Annotated in this window: 10 protein-coding genes; 1 reads left to right on the forward strand and 9 read right to left on the reverse strand. The window is 61.0% G+C overall.

What is annotated here, in order from left to right:
• Positions 1–159 precede the first annotated feature (159 nt).
• The 9 genes from aceA to AC07OP_RS11600 all read right to left on the reverse strand — a co-directional run bounded on the left by aceA (position 160) and on the right by AC07OP_RS11600 (position 10,762).
• On the reverse strand, positions 160–1,485 hold the full coding sequence (gene aceA / locus AC07OP_RS11560; protein ID WP_003219577.1) for an isocitrate lyase: 1,326 nt from the start codon (positions 1,483–1,485) through the stop codon (positions 160–162).
• A gap of 493 nt (positions 1,486–1,978) precedes the next feature.
• Positions 1,979–2,716 (reverse strand): secretin N-terminal domain-containing protein, encoded by a 738-nt coding sequence (locus tag AC07OP_RS11565; RefSeq protein ID WP_027606327.1) that lies wholly within the window; start codon positions 2,714–2,716, stop codon positions 1,979–1,981.
• 249 nt (positions 2,717–2,965) lie between these two features.
• On the reverse strand, positions 2,966–3,388 hold the full coding sequence (locus tag AC07OP_RS11570; RefSeq protein ID WP_065927066.1) for a GNAT family N-acetyltransferase: 423 nt from the start codon (positions 3,386–3,388) through the stop codon (positions 2,966–2,968).
• A complete protein-coding gene (locus tag AC07OP_RS11575; RefSeq protein WP_027606329.1) occupies positions 3,381–4,547 on the reverse strand; it encodes a ribosomal protein uL16 3-hydroxylase in 1,167 nt (388 codons plus the stop codon). The genes AC07OP_RS11570 and AC07OP_RS11575 overlap by 8 nt, the downstream gene beginning before the upstream one ends.
• An 84-nt stretch (positions 4,548–4,631) precedes the next feature.
• Entirely contained in the window at positions 4,632–6,002 is a 1,371-nt protein-coding gene (gene purB / locus AC07OP_RS11580) for an adenylosuccinate lyase (RefSeq protein ID WP_027606330.1), read from the reverse strand.
• Between the two features lie 125 nt (positions 6,003–6,127).
• Complete coding sequence (gene hflD / locus AC07OP_RS11585; RefSeq protein WP_027606331.1) at positions 6,128–6,751, reverse strand: high frequency lysogenization protein HflD; 624 nt, start codon at positions 6,749–6,751, stop codon at positions 6,128–6,130.
• Complete coding sequence (gene mnmA, locus AC07OP_RS11590) at positions 6,748–7,872, reverse strand: tRNA 2-thiouridine(34) synthase MnmA (RefSeq protein ID WP_495102824.1); 1,125 nt, start codon at positions 7,870–7,872, stop codon at positions 6,748–6,750. The genes hflD and mnmA overlap by 4 nt, the downstream gene beginning before the upstream one ends.
• A gap of 59 nt (positions 7,873–7,931) precedes the next feature.
• Complete coding sequence (locus AC07OP_RS11595) at positions 7,932–8,378, reverse strand: NUDIX hydrolase (RefSeq protein ID WP_495102825.1); 447 nt, start codon at positions 8,376–8,378, stop codon at positions 7,932–7,934.
• A gap of 158 nt (positions 8,379–8,536) precedes the next feature.
• Entirely contained in the window at positions 8,537–10,762 is a 2,226-nt protein-coding gene (locus AC07OP_RS11600; protein WP_495102826.1) for an NADP-dependent isocitrate dehydrogenase, read from the reverse strand.
• A gap of 493 nt (positions 10,763–11,255) precedes the next feature.
• Here AC07OP_RS11600 and icd point away from each other — a divergent pair, with 493 nt between their 5' ends.
• The gene (icd, locus tag AC07OP_RS11605; protein ID WP_027606337.1) at positions 11,256–12,512 is read left to right on the forward strand and encodes an NADP-dependent isocitrate dehydrogenase; all 1,257 of its coding nucleotides are present in this window, start codon (positions 11,256–11,258) and stop codon (positions 12,510–12,512) included.
• The last annotated feature ends 49 nt before the right edge of the window (positions 12,513–12,561 follow it).

Consider the following 12,561-nt stretch of genomic DNA (forward strand, 5'->3'; position numbering starts at 1 on the left):
CTCACAGCTATCGGGGGCAAGCCCCTCCCACATTTTCCCGATTGAATCAGTGGGATGTGTACCGGCAAAAAAAACGCCCCGAACCAGTCGGGGCGTCAGATCGTGCGGCACGGCGGTTAGCTCTTTAACGGGTCCGCCGTGGCCGTGTACTCACATCGATCAGTGGAACTGCTCTTCTTCGGTCGAACCGGTCAGCGCGGTCACGGACGAGGTGCCGCCCTGGATCACGGTGGTCATGTCGTCGAAGTAGCCGGTGCCCACTTCCTGCTGGTGGGCCACAAAGGTGTAGCCCTTGGCGGCGTCAGCGAATTCCTGTTCCTGCAGCTTCACGTAGGCGGTCATGTCGTTGCGGGCGTAGTCGTGCGCCAGGTTGAACATGCTGTGCCACATGTTGTGAATACCGGCCAGGGTGATGAACTGGTGCTTGTAGCCCATGGCGGAGAGTTCGCGCTGGAACTTGGCTATGGTCGCGTCGTCCAGGTTCTTTTTCCAGTTGAAGGAAGGCGAGCAGTTGTAGGACAGCAGCTGGTCCGGGTATTCCTTCTTGATTGCTTCGGCAAAGCGACGCGCTTCGTCCAGGTCCGGCTTGGCGGTTTCGCACCAGATCAGGTCGGCGTACGGCGCGTAGGCCAGGCCGCGGGCGATGGCCTGGTCGAGACCGGCGCGCACTTTGTAGAAACCTTCCTGGGTACGTTCGCCGGTTACGAACGGCTGGTCGTACGGGTCGCAGTCCGAGGTCAGCAGGTCTGCAGCGTTGGCGTCGGTACGGGCCAGGATGATGGTCGGCGTGCCGGCAACGTCAGCCGCCAGGCGGGCAGCGGTCAGCTTCTGTACGGCTTCCTGGGTCGGTACCAGTACCTTGCCGCCCATGTGGCCGCATTTCTTCACCGAAGCCAGTTGGTCTTCGAAGTGCACGCCGGCCGCGCCAGCCTCGATCATGCTCTTCATCAGCTCGTAGGCGTTCAGTACGCCGCCGAAACCGGCTTCGGCGTCGGCCACGATGGGCGCGAAGTAGTCGATGTAGCCTTCATCACCCGGGCCTTTACCGGCTTTCCACTGGATCTGGTCGGCACGACGGAACGAGTTGTTGATGCGCTTGACCACGGTCGGCACGGAGTCCACCGGGTACAGCGATTGGTCGGGGTACATGGATTCAGCGGAGTTGTTGTCCGCTGCCACTTGCCAGCCGGACAGGTAGATAGCCTGGATACCGGCTTTCACCTGTTGGACTGCCTGGCCGCCAGTGAGGGCGCCCATGCAGTTGACGAAATCTTTCTCGGGGCGGAAGGACGGCTTGGCACCTTGGGTGACCAGCTTCCACAGCTTCTCGGCGCCGAGTTTTGCAAAGGTGTGCTCAGGTTGAACCGAGCCACGCAGGCGGACGACGTCAGCAGCGGAATAAGCGCGGGTTACGCCTTTCCAGCGTGGGTTTTCAGCCCAGTCTTTCTCGAGGGCTGCAATTTGCTGTTCGCGTGTCAGTGCCATGGGGGAAAACCTCGTCGCATAGGTCTAGGTGGAAAATTCCATTTGCCAGCCACGTAGTGAATGCGTGGTTATGGCTGCTCGCTGACCAGAAGCTCAGGTGTTCAAGTCAAGTTCGGCGGGGCAGGCGACGGGATGAACGATGGCTCAAGGGGGAGTTGAGCAGGTAAGGGCGAACTGCGAACGGTCTTCGGGCATCGTGGGCCTTTGTACGATCCATCAGTGTGTAGCCGGGTTACCTGGTTAGCTTCCGTCCCTCGGGACAACTTCGTTCCAGTCGCAACCTCGTCAAACACACCTTGTGGGCGGTACAGACACGAATCGGCTCGGGTGGGTAGCTTGGAGCGGCGATCCGAAGGCCCTTGCCAGGGCCCCTGATTAGCGGGAGCGAGGCCATCATGCCCATGCTTTTTTGGATCGTCAAATGTTTTGTAGTGCTTTTTTTGTGGCACTACATCTTTAGTCTAATACGACTCATCAGTCAGTTTTTGGTGCTTCAGTTCAGGGTGTCGACCTTGACCCGCAACGTCAGGTCATCGCGGCCCTGGGTAGAGTAGCTGCGGGTTGTGGAGGATTTGTCGGCCTGGGTCTCGCGGTTGATGCCGGCCAGGGGGATCCATTCGCCAAGGCGCCCGCTGACGGTTGTGTCGGTGCTTTGCACATTCACTACATCGGGACGTTCCTGGCTCATGCGGTCACGGTTGGTACTGATCGCCAGGTGCACGGTCTCGCCGGTGACGCTGGCGGTGACGTAGAAGCCCTGGGTGACGTTGCGGTACTGGGTCTGGTTCTGCGGACGGCCGTAGGCGTCAGGTTGGGTCGTGGTCAGTGGCACGCTCTGGCCGACCTGGATCAGCGCGGGCACGCCTTCGCTGGCCTGGATCTGCTGGATGCCGCCGTCGCGGCTGGCGGTGCCGTAGCTGATGATGCGGGTCTGGCTGTCGCCGCTGTTCTGCTGGTTGTTTTCGTTGGTGTCGACGGTGATCAGCAGGCGCTTGGCTGGTGTATCCAGCTGGGCGAGCAGCGCGCGCAGGTCCTGGATCTTGCCGGGGGCAGCGTTAACGATAAGCTGGTTGCCGTAGGCGCTGACGGTGCCGTCCTTGCCAATGAAGTTCTGTGCAACCGGGAGCAGGTCGGTGCTGGTGCGATTGCTCAGGTTGACGACTTCGGTGTCGGCCATTGCCGAGCAGCTGGCGGTGAGGAGGAGGGCGGTGAGCAGGGTGCGTAGGGACATGTCCGTTATCTCTGCGAGTCAGTTAGGCTTGATAGTGCCAGTTTGTCGGCCTGGGGTGTAGTGAGCGGGCTTGCCTGTGGTGAGCTGGCTTGCCCCGCGCCGGGCTGCGTAGCAGCCCCTATAAAAAACGCCGCGTTCTTACGGAAAGAATGCGGCGTTTGGTTTGGGGCTGCTGCGCAGCCCAGCGCGGGGCAAGCCCGCTCACCACAGGCAAGCTGGCTCACCACGGGCAAGCCCTTACAGCAGGGATCAGGCCCCGCGCACCATATCGACATGGGGAATCCCGACTTCCAGGAATTCTTCGCTGACGATCTTGAAGCCCAGTCGCTCATAGAACGGCGCCGCATACACCTGCGCACTCAGGAACTGCTTGGTCTGGCCACGTTGCTCGGCCACGCCGATCACCGCTTCCATCAGCTTGTCGCCGACCTTCAGCCCGCGCCAGTCCTTGAGCACCGACACCCGGCCGATCTCGCCGCTGGGCAGCAGGCGCGCGGTGCCGATCGGAAAGTCGCCTTCGAATGCAAGGAAATGCACTGCGTCTGCGTCATCCGCATCCCACTCAAGCTCAGGTGGAACCGATTGTTCAGCGATAAATACCGCTTCACGAATGCGCCGAATCTCGGCGATATCCTTATGCCAGTCCGCGACACCTACGTGAATCCTATTCATCGGCAAACCCCAGGCTTCCTTGCTTGACCAGCTCGCACAGCAGGTCACGGGCGTCTTCGTCCAGCAGCCATTCGCCGAGGTTTTCGGCGTGCAGGGCATCGGCGGCGCAGACCAGTTTCAGCAGTTCGCGCAGTTTGCCCGGCAGGTAACGGCTCTGGCCGCTGGCGAACAGCAGGACGTCATCGTCGACTTCCGACCAGGCCATGCGCGCGCTTGGGTTGCGCACCAGGATCGCGCCGTCCTGCAGGCTGTTGATGAAGTCGTCTTCGCCCAGCTCTTCGCCTGCTACCAGTTCCGGGTAGCGCGGCTCGGTCATGAATTGGCCGAACCAGGTCAGCAGCATGCGCTCGTCGCTCATGTGCTCGGCCAGCAGGCTCTTGAGGCGGTCGAGGGCGTCGCTCTGGATCTGGTGCGGGTCGCTGACCGGCTGCGCGTCGGCGTCGGTGTAGCGCTCTTCGTCGGTCAGGTACTGGGCGAGGAAGTCGGTGAAGTGGGTCAGTACTTCTGCGGCGCTTGGGGCGCGAAAGCCCACCGAGTACGTCATGCAGTCATCTTCGGCGATGCCGAAATGCGCCAGGCGTGGCGGCAGGTAGAGCATGTCGCCCGGTTCCAGCACCCATTCGGCGCTTTCTTCGAATTCGGCGAGGATGCGCAGGTCGGCGTGTTGCAGCAGCGGGCTTTCGGAGCTGCACATCTGGCCGATCTTCCAGTTGCGCTTGCCCTGGGCCTGCAGCAGGAACACGTCGTAGTTGTCGAAGTGCGGGCCTACGCTGCCGCCGGGTGCGGCAAAGCTGATCATCACATCGTCGATGCGCCAGCTTGGCAGGAAGCGGAACTGCTCCAGCAACTCGGCCACTTCCGGCACGAACTGGTCGACCGCCTGTACCAGCAGGGTCCACTCACGCTCAGGCAGGGTGCTGAAGGCGTCTTCGGCGAACGGGCCGCGGCGCAGTTCCCACGGGCGTTCGCCGTGTTCGATCACCAGGCGCGATTCGACTTCTTCTTCCAGGGCCAGGCCGGCGAGTTCGTCGGCGTCGATCGGGCTTTCGAAGTCAGGGATCGCCTGGCGGATCAGCAGCGGTTTTTTCTGCCAGTAGTCGCGCAGGAATTCCCGTGCCGTAATGCCGCCCAGAAGTTGAAGAGGGATATCAGGATTCATGTGTAACCTATTGAAAAAAAGCACTTTTCAGACTGAAATAAAAACGCCCGGCGCGGCCGGGCGTCTCAAGGGGGCTTGCGCGAATCAGATGCGCTTGGCTTGCTCTACAGCGTTGCCGATGTAGTTGGCCGGGGTGAGCAGTTTCAGCTCGGCCTTGGCCGCGGCTGGCATGTCCAGGCCGTCGATGAAAGTTTGCAGTGCTTCAGGGCTGATGCCCTTGCCACGGGTCAACTCTTTCAGCTTCTCGTAAGGGTTTTCGATGTTGTAGCGGCGCATCACGGTCTGGATCGGCTCGGCCAGCACTTCCCAGCACGCGTCCAGGTCAGCGGCGATTTTCTGCGCGTTGAGCTCCAGTTTGCTGATGCCTTTGAGGCTGGCTTCGTACGCGATCACGCTGTGGGCAAAGCCCACGCCGAGGTTGCGCAGTACGGTGGAGTCGGTCAGGTCGCGCTGCCAGCGGGAGATCGGCAATTTGCTGGCCAGGTGCTGGAACAGGGCGTTGGCGATGCCGAGGTTGCCTTCGGAGTTTTCGAAGTCGATCGGGTTGACCTTGTGCGGCATGGTCGACGAACCGATTTCACCGGCAATGGTGCGCTGCTTGAAGTAGCCCAGGGAGATGTAGCCCCAGATATCGCGATCGAAGTCGATCAGGATGGTGTTGAAGCGCGCAATGGCGTCGAACAGCTCGGCAATATAGTCGTGGGGTTCGATCTGCGTGGTGTACGGGTTGAAGCCCAGGCCCAGCTCGTCTTCGATGAAGGCGCGGGCGTTGGCTTCCCAGTCGATCTCAGGGTAGGCCGACAGGTGGGCGTTGTAGTTGCCGACAGCGCCGTTGATCTTGCCCAGCAGTGGGACTGCTGCGACTTGAGCGATCTGACGCTCCAGGCGGTACACCACGTTGGCGAGTTCCTTGCCCAGGGTAGTCGGCGACGCCGGCTGGCCGTGGGTGCGCGACAGCATCGGCACGTCGGCGAAACGGATGGCCAGCTCGCGGATGGCTTCGGCGGTCTGGCGCATCAGCGGCAGCATCACGTCATCACGGCCTTCGCGCAACATCAGGGCGTGGGACAGGTTGTTGATGTCCTCGCTGGTGCAGGCAAAGTGGATGAATTCGCTGACCTGGGCCAGTTCCGGCAGCTTGGCCGCCTGCTCCTTGAGCAGGTATTCGATGGCCTTGACGTCGTGGTTGGTGGTGCGCTCGATCTCTTTCACACGCTCGGCGTGCTCCAGGGAGAAATTGTCCGCCAGGGCGTCGAGTACAGCGTTGGCTTCGGCGGAGAACGCCGGCACTTCGCTGATGGCGGGGTGAGCGGCCAAGCGCTGGAGCCAGCGCACTTCAACCAGTACACGAGCACGGATCAGGCCGTATTCGCTGAAAATAGGGCGCAGGGCCTGGGTTTTGCCGGCGTAGCGGCCGTCAACAGGGGAAACCGCAGTGAGCGAAGAGAGCTGCATGGGGTGTTCTCGGACAGTCGGGCAACGAAATGGGGCGCGTATCATACATGAAAAAATCCGCCGGTCCGTTGCCAACTGACCGGCGTATTACGCGTAACGGCTTGAAAATAGCCTGTCGGTGCGACTTATTCGTTGCGCATCAACGGGTAAAGCTCTTTGAGCAATTTGCGTCGGCTGATCACCAGCTGCCAGCGATGACCGCCCAATTGCCGCCACAACCGCGCCGAACGAATACCGGCCAGCAGCAGTGCGCGGATTTTCGAGGCGTTGTTCGGTTGCTGCAGGTTGCGCATGTCGCCGTGCACCTGGATGCGTTGGCGCAAGGTGCTCAAGGTGTCCTGGTACAGCGCACCGCAGGCGGCGATCACATTTTCGTGGGCCGGGCCGAAGTGTTCTACCTGGGACTGGATCTGCGGCAGGCGTTTGCCGATGGTTTCCAGCATGTCTTCGCGCTTGGCCAACTGGCGCTCGAGGCCGAGCATCGACAGGGCGTAGCGCAGCGGCTCACGCTGCAACGTACTCGGGTCGCGCTCCAGGGCGCCGATCAGTGCGCGATAACCTTCACGCAGTGCGAGGTCGTCGCCGCCGTAGACTTCCAGGGTGTCCTTGGGGTCGCGGATCAGCAGGCTGCCGAGCATGCAGGTCAGGCCGGCTTCGGTAACCTGGCCGGTCTTGGCGATCTTGTCCACCAGCACGGCGGAGAGAAATACCCCGCCGAGTGCTGTCAATTGCTCCTGGGTCGGGCTCATGCCGGGTTGCTCCAGGCTTCGGCGACTTCAATCACGCCGCCGCCCAGGCAAATTTCGCCGTCATAGAACACCACGGACTGGCCAGGGGTGACCGCACGTTGCGGGTCATCAAAGGTGGCGCGGTAGCCCGTCGCGGTTTTTTCCAGGGTGCAGGGCTGGTCGCCCTGGCGATAGCGCACCTTGGCAGTCAAGCGGCGCGGGGTGCTCAGGTCGATCGGGTTGACCCAATAGATCTCCGAGGCCAGCAGTGCGCCCGAGAACAGCAGCGGGTGTTCATTGCCCTGGCCGACGATTAGCACGTTGTGCTCCAGGTCCTTGACCAGCACGTACCACGGCTCTTCGCCGGCATCCTTCAAGCCGCCGATGCCCAGGCCCTGGCGCTGGCCGATGGTGTGGTACATCAAGCCATGGTGACGGCCGATCACTTCGCCGTCGGTGGTCTTGATCTCGCCCGGCTGCGCCGGCAGGTACTGCTTGAGGAAGTCGCTGAAGCGGCGCTCGCCGATAAAGCAGATCCCGGTGGAGTCCTTCTTCTTGGCGGTCGCCAGGCCGTGTTGCTCGGCGATCCTGCGGACTTCGGGTTTTTCCAGCTCGCCCACCGGGAACAGGGTCTTGGCGATCTGTTCACCGCCGACGGCGTGCAGGAAGTAGCTCTGGTCCTTGTTCGGGTCCAGGCCCTTGAGCAGTTCGGTGCGGCCATCGATGTCGCGGCGACGCACGTAGTGGCCAGTGGCAATCAGGTCGGCGCCAAGGATCATGGCGTAGTCGAGGAACGCCTTGAACTTGATTTCGCGGTTGCACAGGATGTCCGGGTTCGGCGTGCGACCGGCCTTGTATTCGGCCAGGAAGTGCTCGAACACGTTGTCCCAGTACTCGGCGGCGAAGTTGGCGGTGTGCAGCTTGATACCGATCTTGTCGCACACGGCCTGGGCGTCCGCCAGGTCGTCCATGGCGGTGCAATATTCCGTTCCATCGTCTTCTTCCCAGTTCTTCATGAACAGGCCTTCCACCTTATAACCCTGCTCCATGAGCAGAACGGCGGAAACGGAAGAATCCACGCCGCCGGACATGCCGACGATGACGCGCTTCTTTTGTGTGTCAGAAGGGGCTGGATCACGCATAGGGTTTCAACGGGTGTCTTGAAAAAGGACGCGATTCTAACAGGCCTGGGCCCGCAAGGCTAAAGAGAAGGGCGGATCAATGCCAGGCTGTGACGCTGGCCGGCCAGATAATCATCGATACAGCGGATGATCAGCTCGCTGCGCCAGGCGTCGCGCACGGCCATCAGCTCGTCACGGCTCAGCCAGCGGGCGCGCAGGATGCCTTTGTCCAGTTGATAGTCCGGATGGTGTTTCAGTGCCTTGGCAATAAAGCAGACGCGTTGATAGGTAACCCCGTTGCTGGGTGCGGTGTACAGGTAGATGCCGACGATGCCGGTGGCTTCCACGTCCCAGCCGGTTTCCTCGAGGGTTTCGCGCACGGCGGCCTCGGTCAGGGTCTCGTCTGGGTCGAGGTGGCCGGCGGGCTGGTTGAGCACGGCGCGGCCGCCCTTGAGCTCTTCGACCATCAGGAATTTGCCGTTGTCTTCGACGATGGTGGCGACGGTGATGTGGGGTTGCCAGGTCATGGGGGGGCTCGATTCAAGATATGACGCGGTGTTTGGGCGGAATTGCGGCCAGTGTGGGAGGGGCAAGCACTCTCCCACATTGAATCCGGTTTCTTCTGTTGAGCGGTAGAAACAGAAACCCCGGCGCAGGGCCGGGGCTTCTTTGCATCCTTACAACCTTACTTCAACTTGGCAATTGCCGCGTTGAGGGTGTTGCTTGGGCGCATGGCCTTGCTGGTCAGCTCCGGGTTCGGCGCGTAGTAGCCGCCGATGTCCACTGGCTTGCCCTGTACGGCATTGAGCTCGGTAACGATGGTTGCTTCGTTCGCGGCCAGGGTCTTGGCCAGTTCGCTGAATTGGCCTTGCAGTGCCGTGTCTTCGGTCTGGGCGGCCAGGGCCTGGGCCCAGTACAGCGCCAGGTAGAAGTGGCTGCCGCGGTTGTCGATGTTGCCGACTTTGCGCGATGGCGACTTGTTGTTGTCGAGGAACTGGCCGGTGGCCTGGTCCAGGGTCTTGGACAGCACCAGGGCTTTAGGGTTGTTGTACGTCACACCCAAATGCTCGAGGGAAGCGGCCAGGGCCAGGAACTCGCCAAGGGAATCCCAGCGCAGGAAGTTCTCTTCCAGCAGCTGTTGCACGTGCTTCGGTGCCGAGCCGCCGGCGCCGGTTTCGAACAGGCCGCCGCCATTCATCAGTGGCACGATGGACAGCATCTTGGCGCTGGTGCCCAGCTCCATGATCGGGAACAGGTCGGTCAGGTAGTCACGCAGCACGTTGCCGGTCACCGAGATGGTGTCCAGGCCCTTGCGGGTACGTTCCAGGGTGAACTTCATCGCGTCGACCGGCGACATGATGCGGATGTCCAGGCCTTCGGTGTTGTGGTCTTTCAGGTAGGCCTGGACTTTCTCGACCACGACGCCGTCGTGTGCACGCTTGGGGTCCAGCCAGAAGATGGCCGGGGTGTTGCTGGCGCGGGCGCGGTTGACGGCCAGCTTGACCCAGTCCTGGATCGGTGCGTCTTGGGTCTGGCACATGCGGAAGATGTCGCCGGCCTCGACTTTCTGTTCCATCAGCAGGTTGCCCTTGCTGTCGGTGACGCGGACGACGCCGTCAGCCTTGATCTGGAAGGTCTTGTCGTGGGAGCCGTACTCTTCTGCTTTCTTGGCCATCAGGCCAACGTTTGGCACGCTGCCCATGGTGGTTGGGTCGAAAGCGCCATGTGCCTTGCAGTCTTCGATGACGGCTTGGTAGATGGTTGCGTAGCAGCGATCCGGGATCACGGCCTTGGTGTCGTGCAGTTGGCCGTCGGTGCCCCACATCTTGCCGGAGTCACGGATCATGGCCGGCATCGAGGCGTCGACGATGACGTCGCTCGGCACGTGCAGGTTGGTAATGCCTTTGTCGGAGTTGACCATCGCCAGGGAAGGACGAGCGGCGTAGACCGCCTGGATGTCAGCTTCGATCTGGGCTTGTTGCTCGGCCGGCAGGGCCTTGATGCGGGCGTACAGGTCGCCGATGCCGTTGTTCAGGTTGAAGCCGATCTGTGCCAGCACGTCTGCGTGCTTGGCCAGGGCGTCTTTATAGAACTCGGCAACGATCTGGCCGAACATGATCGGGTCGGAGACCTTCATCATGGTGGCTTTCAGGTGGACCGACAGCAGCACGCCTTGTTTCTTGGCATCTTCGATTTCAGCGGCGATGAAGCTGCGCAGGGCGTTCTTGCTCAGTACCGCGCTGTCGATGATTTCGCCGGCCTTGACGGTGGTCTTTTCTTTCAGGACGGTGGTGGTGCCGTCCTGGGCGACCAGCTCGATCTTGACCGCGTCAGCGGCTTCGATCTGCACGGCTTTTTCGCTGCCGTAGAAGTCGCCGTTGCTCATGTGGGCAACGTGGGACTTGGAGTCCGCAGCCCAGGCGCCCATCTTGTGCGGGTGCTTGCGAGCGTAGTTCTTGACCGACAGCGGCGCGCGGCGGTCGGAGTTGCCTTCGCGCAGTACCGGGTTCACGGCGCTGCCCTTGACCTTGTCGTAACGGGCACGGGTTTCTTTTTCCGCGTCGGTGGTTACGGTTTCCGGGTAGTCCGGCAGGGCATAGCCCTGGGCCTGCAGTTCCTTGATCGCGGCTTGCAGTTGCGGGGTCGAGGCACTGATGTTAGGCAGCTTGATGATGTTGGCTTCAGGGGTAACGGCCAGGTCGCCCAGTTCGGCGAGGTGGTCCGGTACGGCCTTGGTGCCCAGTTGCTCGGGGAAGCTTGCGAGGATGCGCCCTGCGAGGGAGATGTCGCGGGTTTCCACGGCAATATCAGCGGAAGCGGTGAAGGCCTCTACGATAGGCAGCAGTGAATAGGTGGCGAGGGCTGGGGCTTCGTCGGTGAAGGTGTAGATGATCTTCGAGCGGGTGGGCATATTCGGATTAACTCTCTTCTTTGCTGAAAGCGTGCGCAGAAACTCGAGATGCGCCGGGTGGAGCGCGTTCGTTCAAAGTCATCCATGAGCGAAAGGTCGAGGTTTCTTCGCGGTGATGTTGGGTTGCATCAGTCGAGCGTCAAGCGGGTGGACTATTGTATTAGTCCTGCTTTGTAGCGGAGGGCCCTGTTCCAGAGCGGTCTGCCATCGTGACTCTTTGGTCAGCGGCGGCATTATACATAGGTCGCTATGCTTACGCCGAGCCTTCATACAAAAGGTGTGTCGTCCATTGGTCTAAAGGTCGCAGGTACCGGGTTACGCCTAAAGTCGCACGAAGTGCTCAAGATTGGCGCTTTTCCCTTTGCTTTCAGGCTTGTAGGCGACAATTTATGCTGTTTTCGATGCAAATGAGCATGGCGCGAGGTTTCAGTCGCCATTTATCTGGAGTAGGCTCGAACGCAGCCAGATGTTCAATCCATAGATGGAGTTCAGCATGGGATACAAGAAGATTCAGGTTCCGGCAGTCGGCGACAAAATCACCGTCAATGCAGACCATTCTCTCAATGTTCCTGACCAACCGATCATCCCGTATATCGAAGGTGACGGTATTGGCGTCGATATCAGCCCGGTGATGATCAAGGTGGTCGACGCAGCTGTTGAAAAGGCCTACGGCGGCAAGCGCAAGATCTCGTGGATGGAGGTGTACGCTGGCGAGAAAGCGACCCAGGTCTACGACCAGGACACCTGGCTGCCCCAGGAAACCCTGGATGCGGTCAAGGACTACGTGGTGTCCATCAAGGGCCCGCTGACCACTCCGGTAGGCGGCGGCATTCGTTCGCTGAACGTGGCCCTGCGTCAGCAACTCGACCTCTACGTCTGCCTGCGCCCGGTGCGCTGGTTCGAAGGTGTGCCCAGCCCGGTCAAGAAACCTGGCGACGTGGACATGACCATCTTCCGCGAAAACTCCGAAGACATTTACGCCGGGATCGAGTGGAAGGCCGGCTCGCCGGAAGCGACCAAGGTCATCAAGTTCCTCAAGGAGGAAATGGGCGTCACCAAGATTCGTTTCGACCAGGATTGCGGCATTGGGATCAAGCCGGTATCGCTGGAAGGCACCAAGCGCCTGGCGCGCAAGGCCCTGCAATATGTAGTGGATAACGATCGCGACTCGCTGACCATCGTGCACAAGGGCAACATCATGAAGTTCACCGAAGGCGCCTTCAAGGAATGGGCCTACGAAGTGGCGGCTGAAGAGTTCGGTGCGACCCTGCTGGATGGCGGCCCGTGGATGCAGTTCAAGAACCCGAAGACCGGCAAGAATGTAGTGGTCAAGGATGCCATCGCCGATGCCATGCTCCAGCAGATCCTGTTGCGTCCGGCCGAGTATGACGTGATCGCGACCCTCAACCTGAACGGCGACTACCTGTCCGACGCCCTGGCGGCAGAGGTGGGCGGTATCGGGATTGCGCCGGGTGCCAACCTGTCCGACACCGTGGCCATGTTCGAGGCGACCCACGGTACTGCGCCCAAGTATGCGGGCAAGGACCAGGTCAACCCGGGCTCGTTGATCCTGTCGGCGGAAATGATGCTGCGTCATATGGGCTGGACCGAAGCGGCCGACCTGATCATCAAGGGCACCAACGGCGCTATTTCGGCCAAGACCGTGACCTATGACTTCGAGCGCCTGATGGATGGCGCGAAGCTGGTGTCGTCGTCGGGCTTTGGGGATGCGTTGATTTCGCATATGTAAAAGCCTGGTAAAAAAACCGGCCAACCCAAGTCGATCGGGTGGCCGGTTT

Source organism: Pseudomonas sp. GW821-FHT09D08 (assembly GCF_059416305.1).